Genomic DNA, 21,353 nt, shown 5'->3' with positions numbered 1-21,353 from the left:
ACAGGAAGACCAAATTCTTAGAAGGAGGAACGGACGATGAAAAAGGAACGAAGATTACTCGCGTTGATCCTGTGCCTGTGCATGCTCTTCTCCATGGTCCCGGCCGGTGCGGCGGAATTACCCGCCGCGGAACAGCCGCCCCAGGAGAGCCAGAACATGCCCGAGACGCCCAAGGAATCACCGGAGCAGGCAGAGGGTGAGGAAAAGGAACCCGACGCTCCGGCAGTACTGCCGGAGGATTCCGAAGGTGCACCTTCGGAATCCAATGACCTCCTGGAAGAGGAGATTACACCGTTTTCTACCACCGTGCCTGCACAAGACAAGTGGGAACAGGACGGACAGACAATCATGGGTACAGGTTCTATTTGCGAGATGGATAACGGAGTGCTCCATATAAAGGCTGGGTCTGGGAACGGTAACGGTAAAACTGAAAAAGATTGGCCGGCAGCGTTTATCAATAAAACAGCTTCGGATCAACTGAAAGAGGTAGACGTACAGGAATCTCGTTTTATCCAAATGGATATTACCCCGATTTCTAGTAAAGCTAATAGCCGCTTTGGACTTTTTATTAACTATGCAACGCCAGGGAAAGCGTTTATGGTTGGGTATGACACAAACGGATGGTTCTGGGAGGAATACAAAAACGACTCCGGGGTTAGCTGGTATCAGGGAAATCGTGTAGCCGCACCAGAGGCAGGAGCGACAGTGACGCTACGTGTGGAATGGACAGGCACCAGCTTAACTAAGGCGACAGTAGATGGTGTCGATCTCTTTACTGGTATGCCATACAATTTTAGTGCAGCCGACCACGAGACGGCCCCAGATGTTATTGCAGTCAAGGCGGCAACTTATAGTAATGCAGCCACAGAAATAAAAATCTCCAATATGCTCTATTCAAACCAGGAAATGGTTTCAGCATACGATGTCTCTGGAACCGTGACTAAAGCCGGTAGCGAGGAAGTCGTTATTGGCGCTACAGTCACCATTGGCGGCAAAAGCGCCACCACCGACGAGAACGGCGCTTATACCGTGTCCGGTCTGCTTCCAGGTGAGCATACCGGCACAGTGATTAAGGAGGGCTATAAGTCCGGTAGGATTGATAGCTTTACAATTGATGACGGAGACATTACCGGCAAGAATGTATCCCTGACCGTGCTGCCGGTAATCTCCGGCAGGGTGACTGATAACGGCGAGACGCCGAAGCCGATCCGGTATGCGGTGGTTGCACTGGGGGATACCGGCAGGACCGCAGTGACGGACGCCGACGGCAACTATACCATCAGGGGCGTTGAGCCCGGCAGCTATACCCTGAAGGTTACGGCGGAAAACTATGAGCCCGCGACCCTTGAGGGTGTCACAGTGGAGGATGAAAACGTCACCGGAAAGGACATTCGGCTGGTACCTATTCCGGTACGTACTGCCGTTCTCTCCACGGACGACATGGACGTGCTGGTGGACCTGGATTTCCCGCGGGCCATCCAGTATGACATGAAGGGCGGCCTGGAAGGCAAGACCTTCTACGGCCAGACCACCATTCTGGACACTGTGACCATCAACGGCGTGGATGTGGCGCCCGCTGTGGAGTCCGCAGTGGCGGAGTCCGGCGACAGAATTACATACACCATGACCGCCCAGGGCACAAATATTGACTGCGTCATCCACGCCGAGCTGGCGGCGGAGGGCAAGGTCCTCTCCTTCAACATCAACCGCATTGACAACAATCTGGACGAGATTGAGTACCCGGTGGAGCGCATCAGCATCCCCAACCACAGCCTGATCTCGGTGCGGTCCAATCAAGAGGGCGCCAATTTCATCGGCAACCGGCTGGCGGCCAACACCATCACCAGCGGCGACTTCCGCTACGCCGCCGACCAGTTTGCAAGCGCCAACAATCAGCGGTTTATCTACGGCTTTGTCTCCAATGATGAGCTGAGCGCCGGCATCGCCAGCAACTCCGAGTGGGGTACCGGCGGCGCGGGCAGCAACAATAACCGCGTGCTGGCCAACACGGAGGACCGCGGCGCATATACCTCTCTGGGGCTCTCCAGCAGCGAGTGGTATTATGACCGCAAGGTGTCCAGCAGCGACCCCAACCCCATCAACAACGCCGTGATTCCCGACTCCCAGAAGGTGGTCGGGCCTACCGAGCTGCCCCTGTACGCCAAGGTGGTGGTCACCGGGGACGAGAATGGCAACGGTGAAATCAGCTGGCAGGACGCCGCCATTGTGGCCAGGGACACGATTGTCCATAAGCCCTTTAAGAGCGAAGAAATTCCCGAGCTGGTGACCACCCGCATCGCCCTGAACTTCGGCTCCCAGGCTCAGAACCCCTTCCTCACCTCCCTGGACAATGTGAAGCGGGTCTATCTCAACACCGACGGTCTGGGCCAGAGCATCCTTCTCAAGGGCTATGGCAACGAGGGCCACGACTCCGGCCACGGCGACTATGCCGACGTGGGCACCCGTATGGGCGGCGTGCCAGATATGCTGACCATGATGGAGGAAGGGGCCGAACTGGGCGCCCGCTTCGGCATCCATGTGAATGCAAGCGAGTTCTATCCCGAGTCCAAATCCTTCAGCGACAAGACGGTCCGCCGCACAAACTCCGGCGGCCTGCGGTATGGCTGGAACTGGCTGGATCAGGGCGTGGGCATCAACGGCCTGTACGATCTGGCCTCCGGTAACCGGGCAAACCGCTTTAAGGCCCTTGCCGATGAGATGAACGGCCTGCTCGACTTCATCTACGTGGACGTGTGGGGCAACCTTACCTCCGGCAACAGCGAGGACGCATGGCAGACCCGTAAGCTCTCTCAGGAGCTGGTGGACAACGGCTGGCGGGTGACCACCGAATGGGCCTACGGCATGGAATGGGAATCCACCTTCCAGCACTGGGTCGCCGACTATACCTACGGCGAATATGATAATAAGGGCAAATATAACAGTGAGGTGGAGCGCTTCCTCCTCAACAGCTATAAGGACACCTTTGTAGCCGACTACCCCCGCTACGGCGGCAACGCCAACGCGCCCCTGCTGGGCGGCGCGGCCATGCAGGGCTTTGAGGGCTGGCAGAAGGACGGCGAGTATGACGAGCATATCGAGTCCATCTTTGAGCACCAGATTCCCGCCAAATTCCTGCAGCACTATGACATTATGGAGTGGGTGGATGCCGCAGCGCCGGTGGCGATACCTTGGGCTGCCAAGAGTGACACCGATGGGAAGGGCGCCGGTACCGTCAATTGGACGCCCGAGGCAAAGATTACCCTCCAGAGCGCGGACCGGGAGAGCACCGTGGTGGTGACCCGCGGCACCGACCCCGACACCGCGACCACAAAGGCCTTTGCCTACGACACAGATGATGATAAGCAGGAGTACCGTGCCCGCACCATCACACTGGACGGCAAGGAAATACTCAGAGGTACGCCGGTACCGGCTACCAACGAATCCGGCCAGTGGGGCGGAGACACCGAGACCGAGAATCTGCGTACGCTGGCCAACCAGCAGTATCTCATTCCCTGGTTCTGGGACAAGGACGGCAACGAGCTTGCCGCCGCCGATCAGAAGCTCTACCACCGCAACGATGTGGGCGGCAGCAGCACCTGGGAACTGCCCGACGGCTGGGAGAGCCTCACAAATGTCAAGATGTATGAGCTTACCGACAATGGCCGCGTGAATGAGACCATCGTCCCCGTGAAAAACGGCTCCGTTACCCTCAAGGCCGAGGCAAAGACGCCTTATGTAATCGTCAAGGGCGATGCGGCTGCCCAGGCCCCCGCCGTGGAGTGGAGCACCGGCCTGTACCTGCGGGACGTGGGCTTTAACTCTGCCGCTATTGAGGATAACTGGACGGTGACAGGCGCGGGCACCGCCGTGCGCTATTTGAACCAGGACGCCCAGTCCGTCCTGAAGATGACCGGCGCGGTATCCGTGAGCCAGGAGTACAACAGCCTGGAGCCGGGAAAGAAATACGTGACCTATGTGTCGGTGGATAACCGCAGCGACGCCAAGGCCGCCATGACCGTAACGGATGAGAGCGGCCGGATCCTGGCCTCCAACTACACGGAGAAATCGATTGCCATTAACTACATCAGCGGCTACAGCATCAACACGACCCACCCCATTGAGGCGGGCAGCAGCAAGTTCCAGAATATGTTTGTTTTCTTTACCGCGCCTGAAAGCGGCAGGGTTACCCTGACCCTGAGCCGTGAGGCCGGGGAGGGCAACACCTATTTTGACGACGTACGGACCCTGGAGACCGAGGCGGACAACTATACCTATGACGATGAGGGAAACATCGTCAAGTTTACCCAGGACTTCGAGCATGTGGCCCAGGGCGAGTTCCCCTTCGTGGTGGGCCCCGGCAGCGGCGGCATCGAAGATAATTACCAGCATCTGTCCGAGCGGCACGACCCCTATACCTCGGCGGGCTGGAACATTCGCGAGACCGACGACGTGCTGGACGGAAACTGGTCCCTCAAGCTGGGCGACAGAAACGGGAAAAATAATCTGACGTTCCAGACCATTCCCCAAAACTTCCGTTTCGAGCCGGGCGTCACCTATACCGTGGCATTTGACTACCAGATGGGCACTGCGGGAGACTACGAGGTAATCAGCGGAGTCGGTGAGTACAGCGGCAGCAACTACACGGTTGTCTCGTCGCTCAAGCAGGCGCGGGGCACAACGGCTACCTGTAAATTTACCCTGGTCGGCGACCCCACCGGCCAGACCTGGATTGGCCTGCGCCGCACCAATGCGCTGCCGATCACTCCCGGCGCCGGCACAAACGCCGATATTTTCGCAGGCCACTATGATTTCGTCCTTGACAATCTGGTCATTGAGGTCAGTGGCGCCCAGAAGGGTGAGCTGGCTAAAATCATTGCCCAGGCCGACGCCATGCTCCAGGCGGACTATAACGGCGATTGGGGTGCTTTTACCAGCGCCCTCGCAGCCGCGAAAACCGTTATGAACAACCAGAAGGCCACTCAGGCCCAGGTGGACGGAGCGATTCAAACTCTGGACGAGGCCATTAAGGCTCTGACCAGAAAGAACATTATTGTGACCGGGACGATAACCGTGGACAGTCTGCCTGCGGCAAATGTAAGTGTTGCGGCCATGGATGACAACAAGCAATATTTGGGGGCTACTGTAACTACTGGATCGGATGGAACGTACACCTTGGAGGGTGTAAGCTCCAAGGCTACCCAACTCAGAATTTCCACGCCGGGCAGTACGCTTCAGTTTGTGAAGATATCTGACCTTGTTGAAGGAGAGAATGAGAAGAACATTGCTCTGGTGAAGCACTCTCCCGCCGCCTATGAGCTCTCCTTTGAGGATTGGGACACTTCGATGCTCGTCCCCACCAGCAACGACAGCACTGTAAAGGTAACCCCCACAGTGTATAACGGCAAGAGTGCGCTGCTTGTAACCTTTACCAGTGACGACCCCGTGCGCAACGCACTGGCAATTAAGGACTTTAAACTGAGTAATTGCACTATTTCCGCAGATATTACCCCGCTGGGCAAGAGCGGGGACCTGAGCCTGATGGTTCGTGGCTCGGAGGACGGCGAAAGCTTTGTTACCATGCAGCAGACTGGCACAACTGGCACTTGGGGTTATACCAGCTACAAAAATGGAGCACTGAGCAATTCTTACTCTGCGTCAAAGGGGCAGTCCATGACTACCGGGGAAACGAGACGATTGGAGTGCTCTTGGATTTACTTTAGTGGAGATTCTTCGGGGGACGCCGTCAACTACTATGTGGATGGGCAGCAACAACTATACGTCTTTACGGGCTTTTCGACTACGCCCGGGTATGTCGGCATCACCGGCAATTCTGCCGGCAGCTTTATCATCAGCGATTTCCGCGTCACTCCCGGCAGCGGTGAAGCACTGCTGGAAGGTACTCTTCAGACGCTCAGCGGCAAGGTGCTCTCGAGCGGGCAGCCTGTCGTAGGCGCGCAAATCGTGGTGAAGGACAGCGCCGGTAAGGCAGTGTCCCGGGTTATCACCGGCACGGACGGCGTCTACACCACAAATGTTCCCGCCGACACCTACACCATTACCGCGGGCTCTCTGGGGTTCACACAGGGCAAGCTGGAGAATGTCGCGGTCAGCAACGGCGCATTGGTTGCACAGGACATCGTGCTGACTGCGGATGACACACAGCTGAAACTCAGCTTGGAGACTCTATACAACAGTTTGAAGGATAAAACCGATGAGGGCTATACCACTGAGAGCTGGGCGGCTTTCCAGACTTCCCTTACCGAGGCCAAGACGATTCTGGACAAAGACAGTGCTACACAGAGTGAGATTACCAAGGCGTATGTTGACCTGAACAACGCGCTGAATAACCTGAAGCTCACGCCTCCCGCACCCACGGATAAGAGTGCACTGCGAACGGCGTATAATACCTATAACGACTATTTAATTACCGACTATACCTCTGAATCCTGGGGCCCGTTCCGCAGTGCGCTGCAGACCGCTGCCGCCGTGTTGAAGGATGCTGCTGCCATGCAGAGCGATATTGACGCAGCCAGGGACGCTCTGATGGCCGCAGCGAATGCGTTGGTGAGAGTTGGCGGCGGGTCTACTGGCGGCGGGTCCAGCAATACCACGACCGAGACTACCAAGAATCCTGATGGATCTACCACCACTACGGTGACCAACAAGACTACCGGTACAACGACTGAGACCACCATCGGCACCGATGGTACCAAGGTGGTTATAGAAACCAAGAAAGACGGCACAAGTACCACAGTGGTTACCCTTCCGAAAAAGCCTGAGGGTTCCGTAACCCTGCCTGGTAAACCCGTCTCCGCCGGGGATACCATTACAATCAAGACCGATGAGGGCGCCGATGTGGTGATCCCTGTGAAAAACGTGAAGCCCGGCATTGTGCCTGTCATTGTCAAGGCGGATGGTACTGAGGAAATTGTAAAGAAGTCTATTACCACTGACGACGGCGTGGCATTCTTCCTGAACAGTTCTTCGGTTATCAAACTCAAGGACAACTCAAAAATTTTCATTGACACGGATGCCAACCATTGGGCCTTCAACGCCGTGGCCTTTGCCACCAGCCGTGAGCTGTTCCAGGGCGTCGGCGCGGACCGCTTTGCGCCCGCCGATCCCATGACCCGCTCCATGCTCGTCACCGTGCTCTACCGCCTGGAGAACGAGCCTGAGGCCGGTGAAGCCACCTTCGCCGACGTACCCGCCGGCACCTGGTATACCGACGCGGTGGCCTGGGCCAGCGCCAACGGCATTGTCACCGGCACCGGCGCCGGCTTTGATCCCGACGGCAAGATTACCCGCGAGTCCCTGGCCGTGATGCTCTACCGCTATGCGGAGAAGCTGGGCATGGACACTGGGGCCGACGGCATGGCTGCCGTGGAATTCTCCGACAGCGCCGGCATCAGCGCCTGGGCTGAAGAGGCCATGAGCTGGTCGGTGAAAAACGGTATCCTGACCGGCAAGATCGGCGGCGTCCTCGACCCCGGCGGCACCGCAAGCCGTGCGGAGGTCGCCACGATGCTGATGCGCTTTGTGGCCCTCCTGTAAGCGAAATACCTGTCAAACCAGAGATAAAACGCGGGACGCCCGGTGCAGATGCACCGGGCGTCCCGCGTTCTATGGAGAACTCAGGCCAGGAAGTCCATTTCGCGGATCATGTCCACAATGGCCTCCTCCGTTCGGGAGAGGCCGGCCCTGGCGGGGGAGAGGAGGTAGAAGCGGATGGGAAGGGTGAAGTCCCGCAGGAGCATGGGCCGCACCAGGCTCTCCTTGAGAAAATAGCTGTTTTGCATGGACAGGGCGGGGAATACTGCGGCGGCCTTGTTCTCCGCCACCAGCTGCATGATGCTGTTCCGGTCGCTGAGGTAGCAGGGGTATTCCCTGGGAAAAAAGGGCTTGAAATAGGCCTGGGACACCGTCTCATAGGGCTTGGGCAGCATGGCCAGGGGCAGGTCCTCCAGATCGGCCTTGTCCAGCATATCCTTCCGGGAGAGCGGGTTTTGCGTGCTGACCATGATATGGAAGGCGTCCTCACACAGGAAATCCAGCGTCCAGCCGAATTTTGCCGCGTCCCGGCGGTAGGTCTCCTCCCGGGCGGGGATGATTCCGCTGATCCCCAGCTGGCACTTTCCCTCCTCCAGCTCCTGAAAAATAGACCGCGCCATAAACTCGTAAAAAAAGAGGTGCAGATCGGGGTAGAGATGGGTGGTGCCCTCAATGATGCGGTTGAGAAAGCCGCTGGTGGCGGCGGTGTATGCAATGGTAAGGGTCCCGGCCAGCGGCTCCTGACTGCAGGAAAAGCGCTCCCAGCCGCGTACGGTGGATAGAATTTCCTTGGCCTCCCGGTAGACCTCCTCCCCGGCGGGCGTCAGTGAGACCCCCTTTTGGGACCGGCGGAAGATAGCAAAGCCCAGCTCCTTCTCCAGATTGTTCATGGAGCCGCTGAGGGTGGGCTGGGTAATAAACAGATTGGCGGCGGCGCGGGTGATGGACCTGCTGTCGGCGACGGCGATGAGAAACTCCAGCTGTTCCAGGCGCACGGCTATCTCCTCCTCTTGGCATACCGGGGAAAGCGCTGATTGTTATAATTGTATCATAATCACGGGGCCTTAAAAAGAGGCGGCGGCGAAATAAGAAGAAAAAAGCGGGAAGACGGCGCCGCCGTCCTCCCGCTCCGGTCTCAGTCACCGGACTGCCGCCTGTCGTGGCCCGCTGCCCGGTGGTAGGCCCGTTTCTGCTCATACATCCGCTCGTCGGCCTGCTGATAGGCGCACTGAAAGTCCAGGCCGCCTTCGGGGTTGCACACGGCCCATCCCGTCGAGAGGGAGGTGTCCACCGTCCAGTCGGGCTTGAGGGCCGCAAAGAGGGCTTGAAGACGCGCACTGACAGCCTCCATCCGCTGAGGCGTGGCGTCCGGGACGAGGAGGACAAATTCGTCGCCGCCGGTGCGGTAGGGAGTTTCCCCGTGCTGGGCGGTTTGGGAGAGGGCGGAGGCCGCGGTCTGGAGATAGAGATCGCCGTGGTCGTGGCCCAGAGTGTCGTTGACCTCCTTCAAATTATTCAGGTCCAGCAGCAGCAGGCCCAGATTCAGCAGCTTGCGCCGGGCCGTGAGGTTTTTCAAATCCACCTGGAAGGCGTTGCGGTTTTTCAGCTGGGTGAGCTGGTCCGTGTTGGAGAGATCCCGGAAGGTGGGATTGGAGATGCGCCGGAAGAAGAAGACCGCGAAGATCACCGACACAAGACAGGCCAGCAGGATGATGCAGGGGGTGATGATGCGCAGCGTGCGGTAGGTATTGTACTGGGCCTCGGCCTCGAACTCCACACCGACCACGCCCACCACATTCCCGCTGCGGGAGGAGTGAATGGGGAGATAGGCGATAAAGATTTTACCCCATTCGGTGTCCTTGATGGCGTCGGGCAGGATCTCCTCGCCCGCCATGGCGCGCTCCAGCTCGGGGATAATATCCGGCTCGATGAGATCGCCGGGACGTCGGAAGTCCTCCGCGTCCAGCGGAAGCCCGTCCACCAGATAGATGAAGTCTCCGTCCTCGTTCCGGGTGGCGGTATAGAGATAGCGCACGCCGGTTGCCTGCTTGACATTGGCGAAGGTCTGGCGGCTGCTCTGATAATACCCGGACTCCATGTCCTCCGCTGAGCGCAGATGGAAGAAGCTGCGCTTGTCCAGAGAGTCCTCCAGGTAATCGTAGATAGAGTAGACCCGGCCGGTCAGGGCGCCGATCATATTGTTGTAAGTCAAGGCGTAGTGAAAGGCAAATACGCACAGGCAGGAGGCCACGACGATGACGGCGGTGAGGATGGACACCTGTACATCCACCCGGCGGATGGGTCTGCGGGTAGGGCGTGCCGCCATAGCGTCCCCTCACTTTCCAGCAAAAATACCGACGCCCGGAGCGGTCGAAGATTGTCTTAAACATACCATATTTTCTGTGAAAAGAAAAGGCATAAAAGTGAATCATACATTGAAAAAGCAGAAAATGGGATGCCCGCCAAACAGCGGGCATCCCATTTGTCCTTCAATATCAGGAGAAAATCTTCTCCAGAATCTCCAGTGCGTCGGCCTCGGTCATTTTTCGGGGATTGAAGACCTGGAAGAGCTCCTCGGAGATCTCCTTGGCCATCTGGGGGAACTGGCTGCGGTCGATGGTCCAGTCCTTGGCGCTCTTCAGGTGCAGATCCACGTCGCGGAAGGAGATCAGGGCGCGGCGGGCCTTGGCGCCCAGCTCCTCAGGGCTCTCATTGCCGGTGATGAGGGCGCCGAACTGCTTGGCGACTCTTCTCGTCTTGTCGGGAATGGCGGGGGCGTTGAACTCCAGCACCCAGGGCAGGGCATAGGCGCAGGCGAAGCCGTGGGGAATATGGAAGTGGGCGCCCAGAATGTGAGCCACGGAGTGGCCGGCGTGGGTATGGCCGTACCGGAGCATCCAGCCGCCCATCAGGCAGGCGGCGGCCATGTTGCTGCGGGCCTCAATATTGCTGCCGTCGGTCACGGCCACGGGCAGCCAGCGGGTGACCATCTCCATCACGCGCTTGGTAATCTGGTCGCTGAGCAGGTCGGCGGCGGTGGAGGTATAGGCCTCGATGCCGTGAGCCAGCGTGTCGAAGCCGGTGGAGGCGGTGATGTGGGGGGGCATACCGGTCATGAGCTCGGGATCCACCACTGCGTACTCGGAGGAAGCCAGCGTGGCCAGGATGGGGTGCTTCTCGCCGTCATCGCCGGAGATAACCAGACCGTCGGACAGCTCGCTGCCGGTGCCGGAGGTTGTGGGGACCACGATAAGGCCGGGGGCGGGCTTCATCTCGTCGCCGTGGGCGAAGCGGAGGATGGGACCCTCGTTAAAGCGCAGGATGTTGACGGCCTTGCCGGTGTCCATGGCGGAACCGCCGCCCAGACCGATGACCAGATCGCAGCCCTCCTTGGTGTAGAGGTCCCAGGCGGCCTCCACCACCCGGCGGGAGGGGTCGGGCTCCACGCCGTCGAAGAGCACGCCCTCCACGCCGCAGTTCTTCAGGGCGGCGTTGGTCTTGTCGGCAATGCCGGCGGCCACGATACCCTTGTCGGTGATGACCAGGGGACGCTTACCGCCCACGGAGACGACCAGCTCGCCCAACTGGGCGAGAGAGCCTGCCCCAAAGACGATTTTGACATTTTGCACAAGTCTAAAGTCCATAATGGGTCTTCCTTTCAGCATTGTTATTTATTTAACAAGTGTTTTTCAACAACTATTATCTTACACCGGCCGCAGGCTTCTTGATTGTATAAAAAGGAACTGGGGAGAGGAAAAAGAAGCCGGCAGTCAGACATGAGCTGAAATGGGCGGCAGGCTGTCAAAACCCCCCTTCGCAGCGCAAGACTCGCAGAGCTCCGCCGTCCGCAGACGGCGAAATGAAATGGCAATCCGTCCGTCTCTCAGAGAAGCCCAGAGGAATTTCTCTGGCAAGCTGACGCCGCCCCCGGCTTCCATGGCGGAAGCCGGGGGCGGCGGATACCATCAGGCGAAGAGCTTCTCCAAAATGTCCATGGCGTCCTGGACGCTCATGGGACGGGGCTGGAACATCTGGAACATCTCGTCCACAATGCCCTGGGCCACAGTGGGGAAGATGCTCTTGTCAGGATTGTAGCGGCTGGCGGGGGGCAGCTGGAGCACCTCGTCCCGGAAGCGGATGAAGGCGTCGCGGGTGATGGCGCCGATCTCCTCGGGAGTCTCTCTGCCGGTGAACTTGCCGCCTACCAGCTCGCCCACCCAGCGGACCTTCTCAGGCAGGGCGGGGGCGTTGAACTCCAGCAGCCAGGGGGTGGCGTAGGCGCAGGCCTCGCCGTGGGGGATGCCGTAGTAGGAGCCGATGAGGTGGGCCACAGAGTGCCCCGCGTTGGTGTGGGCCTGAACCAGCATCCAGCCGCCCAGGGTGGAGGCGATGGCCATGTGGGCGCGCGCCTCCACGTTGGAGCCGTCCCTCACCGCCACTGGCAGCCACTCCACCACCGTGCGCATTACGGCCTCCTCAATATGGTCGGTGGCGACGGAGGCAATATTGGTGGTGTAGCCCTCGCAGGCGTGGGAGAAAGCGTCCAGACCGGTGGCGGCGGTGAGTTCGGGGGGCATGGTGACCATGAGCTCCGGGTCCACGATGGCGTATTCCGCCATGGCGTTGACCGCCAGACAGCCGTGCTTCATGTGGTCGTCGCTGCTCATGACCAGCCCGTCGGAGACCTCGCTGCCCGTGCCGGAGGTGGTGGGGATCAGGATCACGCCGGGGGAGAGGTTCATGGGCACGTTGGGACCGGCGAAGCGGAGGATGGGGCCCTCGTTGTAGCGCAGGAGGTTGATGGACTTGGCGCAGTCCATGCTGCTGCCGCCGCCCACGCCGACTGCTACGTCGCAGCCGTTCTCCTGGAAGACGACGATGCCCTGGTCGGGCACATTGTGGGAGGGTTCGGGATTGACCTTGTCGTACACGATGTACTCCACGCCTGCGTCGGCGAGGACCTTACACACCTTGTCGGTGATGCCGGCGGCCACGATGCCGCTGTCGCACACGACCATGGCCTTCCTGTAGCCCTTCTCGCGGACGATGCCGCCCAGCTCGCTGAGCTTGCCGGGGCCAAAGATGAGGTTTACCTTTTGTTCCAGCATAGTATCCAGTTCCTTTCACTCAGGGTAGGGGAAAAGAGGGGCGCTCGCCCCTCTTTTCCGAAAAACGATGGTACGATTAAGCAGCGGCCTCGGCCTTCTGCTTCTTGGCCATGCCCATGCCCACGACGGAGCAGATGAGGACGATAACGCACAGAGCGACCATCAGCAGGGAGGGAGCGGTCCAGTTGGCGGGGCTGGAGTTGTCGCCGGCCAGGGCGGTGATGACGGGGGTGGAGGCGAACACGCCGATGTAGTACAGGGTGTTCAGCAGGCCCATGCTCAGGCCGATGAGGGCGGGGCGCTTGGCCAGCTGGGGGGTGAAGATGAACATGGAGGTCATGATCATGCCGCCGGGGACAATGCCGGTGGCCAGGGCGTAGATGATGTAGGCCACGGAGGAGTCGCCCAGGTGAGGCATGAAGAAGCAGATGACGGCGCAGATGGCGGCGCCGAGAATGGCGACGATGAAAGGCTTGCCGGACTTGCCGATCACGATGCCGGAGATGATGCAGGTGGGGATGCCGATAAGGCCGTTCAGGCTGGCGTAGAAAGCGGAGGACTGCTGATCAATGCCGTAGGCCTGGAAGAGGGAGGCATTGCAGGTGATGAAGCCGAAGAGCACGAACGCCAGGCAGAACATTGAAAGGCAGGTGACCAGCAGAGCGGGGTTCTTGACGGCCTCGCCCACGGTGGCGCCCTTCTCGGGCACGCCGCCGGCGGCCTCGGCCTTGGGCGTCTGGACGACCAGAAGGACCAGCACGAAGCAGACGGCGGCCAGGATGGCGATGGCCCACCAGAGGGTCTTCAGGTTGCCGGTGCCCTTGTAGAGAGCCACGCTGGCGTTCATGCCGATGAAGTTGGCCGCCGCGGCAAAGGTGTTGAAAATGCCGGTGGCCGTACCCACGGTGGCGCCGGTGAACCAGGTGTTGATCATGTCGATGCCGACGGTGATGATCAGCGCGTAGGAGAGACCCTCAATGATGCGGGAGATCATGACCACGGCGAAGCTGTTGGTGACGGCGCCCAGGACGTTGCCCAGCACCAGGGTGCCCATGAGGATCAGGAGCATATTCTTGGAGCCGGTCTTGGCGAGCACGGCGGCGCCGGGGATGGACAGGAAGATACCGGCCACGGTGAACAGGCTCATCAGCAGCGAGGCCTGGTTCGCGTCCACGCTCAGCATGGCGGCCACATCGCCCATGACGGGGGAGATCTTCAGCTGGGACAGGGAGACGGTGATGGCGGAGATCAGCAGGATAAAGAACATGAGCCACTTGTTGGGCATACTTTTCTGGTTCATATGTTACCTCCTAAAAACATTTCGGAGCGCCCGGCGGCCGCATGACGCCGGCGGCCGGGAGAACCTACATGGTTTGGATTCCCCTCTCAGGATTCAGGTGAGAGCGCCTGCTGCGGAGGGCCCCCGCAGCAGGCGGGGAACTTGGAACAAACAGCTATACAGGCATACCGAGCAGCTGTGCGGAGTTGCGGTAGAAGACCCTATCCAGCAGGTCCGGATTGTCCCCCAAGGCCTCGATGTGGCACTTCACGTTGCAGGTGCAGGTATCGAAGGGCCAATCGGTGGCGTAGAGGACCCGGTCCTCGCCGAAGAACTCCACGGCCTTGAGAATGTACTCCACACCCCGGTGGCTGGTGTCGGTGTATACGTTTTTCCAGCCGTGGGCCCTGACCGCCTCGGCCATAATCTCCATCTCGCCGCCGCAGCAGCCGCCGCCGTGGGCGGGAACCAGGATATAGTCCGGGAACCGCTCCAGCCAGCGCAGGATGTGGTCGATGTGGCCGTAATTCAGGTTGGTCTTCTTCAGGTGGGGGGAGTCGGGCTTGTAGTAGTCGTTTACACCGCAGTGGGTCGTGATGGGGAGACGGCGCTCGCCGAACAGCCTGCACGCCTCAATGGTACGCTCGTCGTCCAGCGGCACGTTCTGAATGATGGGATGGAGCTTCAGGCCCTTGGCGCCAAGCGCGATGTCCCGCTCCAGCTTGGAGAGCATCTCATCGATGGGCAGGCCGTAATCGCAGCAGGTGAAGGGGATGATGCGCGGCTCCAGCTTGGAGGCGGCCAGCGCCTCATCGAAGGAGGTGTTGGGCAGGATGGGCAGGGAGACCATAAAGTAGTTCCCGCCGCATGCGTCCATTATCTCCTGATGGGCGAATAAACTGCCCCGGTCCCAGGTGCGGTGCTGGCCGGCGTCGATGAGGATGTTCTGGGCCGCCTGATCGGGTACAATCAGGGGACGGGTAAAGCCGGACTCCTCCAGGTCCTTGAACGGATCGAAGCAGTCGGGGTGCTTCACACTGCCGGGTTTTTTAAAGACAATGTTCTGGTTTTCGTGGAAAATGTCGCCCAAGTGCGTGTGGAAGTCAATAATCCTGTGTTTGGACATGTCATCTTCTCCTCGTTTCATCGTTTCCTGTCCGTCATGGAAGGGCGTCGCGGGAAGAGGGTGGCAGGGGATTGGCTTCGCTGCGCGTGGGTGAAAAAGCTTACAGGGTCATGCCCAGAATGCGGGCGGCGTTGCGGTAGAAGAACTTGTCGGCGACCACGGGATCGTCCTTGAAGGCCTCGGCGGCGTACTTGACGCTCCAGGTGCAGGTGTCGAAGGGCCAGTCGGTGGCGAACATGATGCGGTCCTCGCCGAAGAGCTCCAGCATCTGGTGCATGCCGTCCACGCCGCGGTGGCTGGACTCGATGTAGACGTTCTTGCAGCCCTTCTTGGCCACCAGCTCGGCCAGAGCCTCCAGCTCGCCGCCGCAGGAGCCGCCGCCGTGGGCGGGCACCCAGACGTAGTCGGGATACTTATCCAGCAGGTCGAGGGTATAGTGCAGGGCGCCGTACTCCAGATTGGTCTTGGCATGGTGCGGGGAATCGGCCTTGTAGTAGTCGTTTACGCCGCAGTGGTAGGTGATGGACATGCCCAGGTCGCCGAACAGCTCGATGGGCTTCTCGCAGCGCTTGTCGGTGATGGACACGTTCTGGATGATGGGATGGATTTTCAGGCCCTTTGCGCCGTTCTTGATGTCCTGCTTCAGCTTGGCCATCATCTCGTCCTCGGGGAGGTCGAAGTCGGGGCAGGTGAAGGGGATAAAGCGGGGGTCCAGCTTGGAAGCGGCCAGAGCCTCCTCGAAAGAGGTGTTGGGCAGGATGGGCAGGGAGCCCATGTAGTCGATGCCGGCGGCGTCCATGATGGCCTGGGTGGTAAAGATATTGGCGCGCTGCCAGATGCGGACCTGGCCGGCGTCGATGAGCTTGTTCTGGGCCTCCACATCGTCCACGATCAGGGGACGGGTATAGCCGGACTCCTCAAGGTCCTTAAAGGGGTCGAAGCCGGTGAACCCGGGGGGATCGGCGACAAAGCCGGGGCGCTTGAAAGAGATGTTTTGATTCTCGTGGAAAATGTCGCCGAGGTGGGTGTGGTAATCGATGATCCGTTTGGGCTTGAATGGCATTTCGGGGGTTTTGAACACTTCCATGACTGATTCCTCCTTAAAGATGGATGAACTGTGCCAAGGGTTGTTTATTTGGGCCGCCGGATGCAGTTCATGACGACGAAAGCCACCACGCTGCAAACGGCGAGAACCACCAGGGTACTGACATAGCTCTGACTGGCGTCATAGAGTGCGCCGGCGATGGTGCCGGCAAAGGACGCCACCAGCAGGTTCATGTTGTTGATGGAGAAATTGACGGGATAGTTTTTCTGACCGAAGAAATCGCTGATGACCGCGGAGCCCATGGTGGGCGCGCCGCCGTATCCCAGGCCGGTGACGATGAAGCCCACCACCACCAGGGGGAACGCCTTGGTGAAGAGGGCGGCGATGAGGATAATCACGCCCACCAGACTCACCGCGTTGACAATGGTCATGGTGCGCTTCCAGCCCAGCTTGTCGAAGAGCCCGCCGAAGACGACGCGGCCCAGCCCGTTGCAGATGGAGATGAAGCCCACCACGAAGGTGATGACGCCGGCGTCCACCGCCACGCCGATGGCGGAGGCGAAGGGCTTCGCCTGGGAGATGACCGCCAGGCCGATTCCGCTGATGAGAATGGCCCAGAGGAAGAAAAGCCAGAAGCTGGAGGTGCGGAGCATCTGGGTGGGCGTCAGGTCGCGGCCGGACCCGTCGGCCTGCTTTGCCTTGGCAGCCGGGGCGGCGCTGGGGGGCGGCATCTTGAAGAAGAAAGCACCGATGAAGATGACCGCCGCCATGATGATGCCCATGATGAGGAAGGTCTGCCGCCAGGCCCCCGTCTCGGCGGGGGTCATGGCATCGAACAGGCTGCCCAGGACCATGCTGCTGGAGCCGAAGCCCATGAGCAGCACACCGGAGATGGTGCCCTGGCTGTTGGGGAACCACTTGGTCATGGTGCTCATGACCGAGTTGTACGCAAAGCCGGAGGCGGTGCCGCAGAGGACGCCGTAGCTCACGTAGAGCATGGGCAGGGAGTCGGCCCTGGACACCAGGAAGAAGCCCACCAGGAAGAGTGCGGCGGAGAAGATGACGTTCACCCGGACCGGGATTTTCTTGGACAGATTGCCCGCGGCGAAGCCGCCCAGGCAGAAGAACGCCATACAGATGGTGAAGGTGAGGGAGAGCTGCGCCTTGCTCCACGCAGGGAAGTCCGCGCCGATGGGGGCTGCGAAGATGCTCCAGCCGTACACAAACCCGGCGAAGAGGAGCACCACAAGGCCCACTGCGGCGTAGAGAAAGCGCACGCCGTTCTGTCTTGAATTCGTCTGCTCCATTACGGGCGCTCCACCCTTGTAAAGGGATTGACCGTTTCCTGACCCCGCAGGACGCGGAGCGTGCCGTTGACCAGGGACTCCATCTCGTTCTCGCCGGGGATGATTTTCACGGGCGCGATGAAGGAGACCCGCTCCTCGATCCAGGCGGTGAACATTTTGGAGTGGGCGATGCCGCCGGTGATGATGATGGCATCCACCTTGCCCCTGGCCACGGTGGCCAGGCCGCCGATGAACTTGGAGATGTTGTGGGCCATGGCCTCGTAGATGAGGGCGGCGTGCCGGTCGCCCTCGGCAATCATTTTTTCCACGGCGCGGGCGTCGTTGGTACCCAGATGCCCCATCAGGCCGCCCTTGGTTTTCACATATTTGTAGAGGGTCTTGAAGTCCCGGCCGTCAGTGGCCATCTCCAGCACCTGGAACAGGGGCAGCCCGCCGGTGCGCTCGGGGGAGAAGGGCCCCTCCTCATCGGACACCATGTCGATCATCCGGCCCTGCTGGTGGTAGGAGATGGTGATGCCGCCGCCCAGATGGGCGATGATAAGGTTCATCTTCTCATAGGGTACGCCGCATTCAGCGGCATACTTGTGGGCGGCGGCCCGCATGTTCAGGGGGTGGCCCAGGCTCTTCCGGCGCATCTCGGGCAGGCCGGACACCTTGGCGATGTCGTCCATCTCGTCCACGGTGACGGGGTCGTAGATGTAAGCCTTCAGGCCCAGCTCGTCGGCGATGGCCTTGCCGATGGGCGCGCCCAGATTGGAGGCGTGCTCGTTCTGGGGGTTGTAGTGGAGCTGCCAGACGATATCGTCGTTCACCTCAAATGCGCCGGCGGGCACGGGGGGCAGCAGGCCGCCCCGGGAGACCACGGCGGTGAGGGTGCTGCGGCTGACGCCGTTTTCCTCCATCGTCTTGAGAACCAGCTCCTTGCGGTATTCGTACTGGTCAAAAATCTCTTTGAAGGGCGCCAGCTCCTCCTTGCTGTGGTCGATTACTTTGACAAAGAGGGGGGTCTCGTCGTCATAGACGGCGATCTTGGTGGAGGTGGAGCCGGGATTAATGGCGAGAATACGCTCTTTACGCATGCGTTCGGCTCCTTTCTCAGTCGTTTGTCATGGCGGCAGCCAGACAGAGGGCGTTGTACTTCTCCTCGGAGGAGGAGCCCCGGCTGGTGACGACGATGGGGCACTTGGCGCCCATGACGAGACCGGCCATTTTCGCGCCCGCCATCTCAACCAGGGACTTGCCCAGAATATTGCCGGCGGTGATGTTGGGGACCACCAGTACGTCGCAGTCGCCGGCACAGGGACTCTCATAGCCCTTGGTCACGGCGCGCTCCTTGACCATGGCGAGGTCGAAGGAGATGGGGCCCTCCACGGTGCAGCCGGAAAGCTCCCCGTTTTGCCACATCTCCTTGAGGGCGGCGGCGTCGGTAGAGTCCACGCTCTTGGGATTCACCTTCTCGGCGGCGGCCAGGACGCCCACCTTGGGGTCCTCGTAGCCCAGGGCCCGGAGGGCTTCCACGGCGTTTGTGATAATGTCCTTCTTCTGCTCCAGCGTGGGGGCCAGGAGCATACCGCCGTCGGTGGTGATGAGCAGCTTGTGATAGGCGGGGATCTCATTGATGGCGATGTGGCTCATGGTGCGGCCCTGGCCGAGCCCGGTCTCCTTGTTGACCACGGCCCGGAGGATATCGGAGGTGTCCAGCTTGCCCTTCATGATAAAGTGGGCCCTGCCCTCCCGGACGAGCTGCACCGCCAGCGCGGCGGAGTCCTTGAACTCGGGGGCGTCGTAGAGGTCCTCAGCGGGGACGCTCACGCCCATTTTGGCGAGAAGCGCTTCAATCTTGGTCTTGTCGCCCACCAGAACGGGTTCCACGATGCCCTCGGCGCGGACCTTCATGACGGCCTCCAGGGTGTGCTCATCCTGGGCGGCGGCCACGACGACCCGGCGGGATTTAACGTGGGCCTTGGCGTGAGCGGTCAGCTCTTCAAAACTCTTAAAAATCATTTCATTGGTCTCCTAGCTTACGATTGACATATTCGTTCTACCCCCCATGGGAAACGGGAAGGGCGGAGCGAAGGAGAGATGGCGGGCGGCCGGTGGGATGATCCGGCCGCCCGCCGGAGGGGAAGCAGAGAAGTGTGCGGAGCAGAGAACTTTGCCATGCTAGGCCTCGTAGACGACCCTGCCGCCGCAGATGGTCATGACAACCTTGGCGGAGCCGATCTCGTCTGCGGGGCAGGTCATAATGTCCTTGTCGAGAATCTGGAAGTCGGCGACCTTGTTGATCTCAATGGAGCCGCGGACGTGTTCCATATGCTCCTGATACGCGCCGTTGATGGTGTACATACGCACAGCGTCCTCCCGGTTCATGACGAGATCGGGGCGGGCGCAGTAGCCGGCGGAGGTGGTCCGGGTGACGCAGAACTGCACGCCCTTACGCCAGTTCATGGGGTAGGGGCAGGGCGCGTCGGAGCCGCCGGTGAGGTTTACGCCCATATCGGTGTAGGCCTGGAAGCTGAAAACCTCCTCCTTCGCGGTGAGGACGGGGGTGTTCCACGCGAAGATGATGTCGGCTGCAACGGGTTGGAGCGCCTGGCCGATTCCATTCTTGGCCATCTTGGCGGCGCCCTCCAGGGTGGTGTCGTCGCAGTGGATGAGGAAGTGGCGCAGGTCCTTGCCGGGATAGAGCTGGTTTGCCAGGGCGATGCCGTCGGTGCAGGCGTCCATGGCGCCGCCGCCGCAGGTGTGGATGCCGATCTGCCAGCCCATGCGCTGGAGCTCGCAGATGGTCCGGGCGATCTCGCTGCGGACCTCGTCCTCGCTGCCGGCCCACGCGATGCGGGGCTCGTTCAGGCGGGTCTCCTTACGCTGCCAGGTGGGGCCGCCCAGGTCGACGAAGAATTTGATGGTGTCGCCCTTGACCCAGTTTCTGTCCTTGAACTCAGGGATGCTGTCCTTGATGCGCTCGGTGCCGCGGATAATGGAGTCATAGCTCTCCGCGCCGCCGATGGCGGAAAAGTAGTTGATGGAGACGCGGGCGGTCAACTCGCCGCGCTCGGCCATCTTCTCGTAGATGTGAATGGGACGGGTGCCCCAGGTGCCGCGGAAGACGTGCTCGCCGCCCTCACCCAGGATGTCCTCGTGGCTGGTGATGCCCTCCGCGTTCAGCGCGCGCTGAATCCGGCGGATGGAGTCCTCAATCTCTCCGTCGGAGAGGATGGGGCACTTTTCGCACAGCAGATTCTGCGCGCCCCACTCGTGGAAGCGGCCGAGGGGCTCGCCGCTCTCGTCGCGGTCGATATAGCCCACGCTGGCGGGAATCTCCGGGTAATTCCTGTCGATGCCGGCAATCTCCAGCGCCTTGGAGTTGCAAACCATGGAGTGGAGGGAGAACTCCGTCAGGGCCACAGGGACGTCTTTCGACACGCTGTCCAGGTCCCAGCGGTTCATGATGCGGTTCTCTGCGGCCAGCTCCTTGATGCTGCTGTCCACAAAGCCGCAGCCGAAAACCCATTGGCCGGGGGCGGCCTTGTCACAGGCCTCCTTCACCTTGGAGAGGATTGCGTCCATGGTGGTGTACTCGGGCCCGGAGAAGTCCAGGAACGTGGGAGAAAGCGTGTAGCCGGCGTGGGTGGCGTGGATATGGGAGTCGTTGGCGGCGGGCAGAACCAGTCTGCCCAGGGCGTCGATCACCTTGGTGTCCGGCCCGATATAGGCCTCTATCTCGGCATTGGCGCCCCGGTCGATGATATAGCCGTTCCGGCAGGCCACCGCCTCCACATAGCTGAAATTCCTGTCGACTGTCGCAATTTTACCGTTTTTGATCACCAGATCAGCCTTGACCATAATATGACCCTCCAGAAGTCTGAATCGCCTGCAAAACGCGCAGGGGTTCGCGGAGGAAGTTCGGCGTCGGTGTGCTGGTCTTCATTGACAG

At 60.3% G+C, this 21,353-nt stretch carries 12 protein-coding genes and 1 pseudogene; 2 read left to right on the top strand and 11 right to left on the bottom strand.

Going from position 1 to position 21,353, the window contains the following annotated elements:
* Nucleotides 1-36: 36 nt before the first annotated feature.
* Together H8S62_RS18660 and H8S62_RS05370 are read left to right on the top strand one after the other, a co-directional pair.
* Nucleotides 37-870: pseudogene (locus H8S62_RS18660) on the top strand (hypothetical protein); the annotation flags it as partial.
* Nucleotides 871-936: 66 nt separating this feature from the next.
* Complete coding sequence (locus H8S62_RS05370) at nucleotides 937-7,554, top strand: endo-alpha-N-acetylgalactosaminidase family protein (RefSeq protein ID WP_341481019.1); 6,618 nt, start codon at nucleotides 937-939, stop codon at nucleotides 7,552-7,554.
* Between the two features lie 80 nt (nucleotides 7,555-7,634).
* Here the strand turns inward: H8S62_RS05370 and H8S62_RS05365 are convergent, their stop codons facing one another.
* From H8S62_RS05365 to H8S62_RS05315, 11 genes are all read right to left on the bottom strand, one after another.
* Nucleotides 7,635-8,546 (bottom strand): LysR family transcriptional regulator, encoded by a 912-nt coding sequence (locus tag H8S62_RS05365; RefSeq protein WP_186918720.1) that lies wholly within the window; start codon nucleotides 8,544-8,546, stop codon nucleotides 7,635-7,637.
* Nucleotides 8,547-8,686: 140 nt separating this feature from the next.
* Nucleotides 8,687-9,877 carry a GGDEF domain-containing protein gene (locus H8S62_RS05360; RefSeq protein WP_186918719.1) on the bottom strand — a complete coding sequence of 397 codons (1,191 nt, stop codon included), beginning with the start codon at nucleotides 9,875-9,877 and terminating at the stop codon, nucleotides 8,687-8,689.
* 169 nt (nucleotides 9,878-10,046) lie between these two features.
* On the bottom strand, nucleotides 10,047-11,195 hold the full coding sequence (locus H8S62_RS05355; RefSeq protein ID WP_173023554.1) for an iron-containing alcohol dehydrogenase: 1,149 nt from the start codon (nucleotides 11,193-11,195) through the stop codon (nucleotides 10,047-10,049).
* 321 nt (nucleotides 11,196-11,516) lie between these two features.
* Nucleotides 11,517-12,659: an iron-containing alcohol dehydrogenase gene (locus tag H8S62_RS05350; RefSeq protein WP_155148060.1), complete on the bottom strand. Its 1,143-nt coding sequence runs from the start codon at nucleotides 12,657-12,659 to the stop codon at nucleotides 11,517-11,519.
* Between the two features lie 76 nt (nucleotides 12,660-12,735).
* The gene (locus H8S62_RS05345; RefSeq protein ID WP_155148058.1) at nucleotides 12,736-13,959 is read right to left on the bottom strand and encodes an MFS transporter; all 1,224 of its coding nucleotides are present in this window, start codon (nucleotides 13,957-13,959) and stop codon (nucleotides 12,736-12,738) included.
* Between the two features lie 154 nt (nucleotides 13,960-14,113).
* A complete protein-coding gene (locus tag H8S62_RS05340) occupies nucleotides 14,114-15,064 on the bottom strand; it encodes an amidohydrolase family protein (protein WP_173023553.1) in 951 nt (316 codons plus the stop codon).
* 100 nt (nucleotides 15,065-15,164) lie between these two features.
* Nucleotides 15,165-16,151: an amidohydrolase family protein gene (locus H8S62_RS05335; protein ID WP_155148053.1), complete on the bottom strand. Its 987-nt coding sequence runs from the start codon at nucleotides 16,149-16,151 to the stop codon at nucleotides 15,165-15,167.
* 44 nt (nucleotides 16,152-16,195) lie between these two features.
* Nucleotides 16,196-17,416, bottom strand: coding sequence for an MFS transporter (locus tag H8S62_RS05330; RefSeq protein ID WP_155148051.1), 1,221 nt, complete (start codon nucleotides 17,414-17,416; stop codon nucleotides 16,196-16,198).
* The gene (gene buk, locus H8S62_RS05325; RefSeq protein WP_186918718.1) at nucleotides 17,416-18,495 is read right to left on the bottom strand and encodes a butyrate kinase; all 1,080 of its coding nucleotides are present in this window, start codon (nucleotides 18,493-18,495) and stop codon (nucleotides 17,416-17,418) included. The genes H8S62_RS05330 and buk overlap by 1 nt, the downstream gene beginning before the upstream one ends.
* 16 nt (nucleotides 18,496-18,511) lie before the next feature.
* Nucleotides 18,512-19,420 carry a bifunctional enoyl-CoA hydratase/phosphate acetyltransferase gene (locus H8S62_RS05320; RefSeq protein ID WP_186918717.1) on the bottom strand — a complete coding sequence of 303 codons (909 nt, stop codon included), beginning with the start codon at nucleotides 19,418-19,420 and terminating at the stop codon, nucleotides 18,512-18,514.
* Nucleotides 19,421-19,579: 159 nt separating this feature from the next.
* On the bottom strand, nucleotides 19,580-21,262 hold the full coding sequence (locus H8S62_RS05315) for an amidohydrolase (RefSeq protein WP_155148045.1): 1,683 nt from the start codon (nucleotides 21,260-21,262) through the stop codon (nucleotides 19,580-19,582).
* Between the last annotated feature and the right edge of the window lie 91 nt (nucleotides 21,263-21,353).

The sequence above is a fragment of the Lawsonibacter faecis genome (genome assembly GCF_014287675.1).
In the GTDB taxonomy this organism is placed as follows: domain Bacteria; phylum Bacillota; class Clostridia; order Oscillospirales; family Oscillospiraceae; genus Pseudoflavonifractor; species Pseudoflavonifractor faecis.
The sequence above is the reverse complement of the archived record's forward strand: the minus strand, read 5'-3'. Positions and strand labels throughout refer to the sequence as shown.

What these genes read in the sequence shown, in the direction of transcription:
- H8S62_RS05360 (WP_186918719.1), bottom strand. Translation starts at nt 9,877, where the DNA reads ATGGCGGCACGCCCTACCCGCAGACCCATCCGCCGGGTGGATGTACAG.
- H8S62_RS05355 (WP_173023554.1), bottom strand. Translation starts at nt 11,195, where the DNA reads ATGGACTTTAGACTTGTGCAAAATGTCAAAATCGTCTTTGGGGCAGGC.
- H8S62_RS05350 (WP_155148060.1), bottom strand. Translation starts at nt 12,659, where the DNA reads ATGCTGGAACAAAAGGTAAACCTCATCTTTGGCCCCGGCAAGCTCAGC.
- H8S62_RS05345 (WP_155148058.1), bottom strand. Translation starts at nt 13,959, where the DNA reads ATGAACCAGAAAAGTATGCCCAACAAGTGGCTCATGTTCTTTATCCTG.
- H8S62_RS05340 (WP_173023553.1), bottom strand. Translation starts at nt 15,064, where the DNA reads ATGTCCAAACACAGGATTATTGACTTCCACACGCACTTGGGCGACATT.
- H8S62_RS05335 (WP_155148053.1), bottom strand. Translation starts at nt 16,151, where the DNA reads ATGGAAGTGTTCAAAACCCCCGAAATGCCATTCAAGCCCAAACGGATC.
- H8S62_RS05330 (WP_155148051.1), bottom strand. Translation starts at nt 17,416, where the DNA reads ATGGAGCAGACGAATTCAAGACAGAACGGCGTGCGCTTTCTCTACGCC.
- buk (WP_186918718.1), bottom strand. Translation starts at nt 18,495, where the DNA reads ATGCGTAAAGAGCGTATTCTCGCCATTAATCCCGGCTCCACCTCCACC.
- H8S62_RS05320 (WP_186918717.1), bottom strand. Translation starts at nt 19,420, where the DNA reads ATGATTTTTAAGAGTTTTGAAGAGCTGACCGCTCACGCCAAGGCCCAC.
- H8S62_RS05315 (WP_155148045.1), bottom strand. Translation starts at nt 21,262, where the DNA reads ATGGTCAAGGCTGATCTGGTGATCAAAAACGGTAAAATTGCGACAGTC.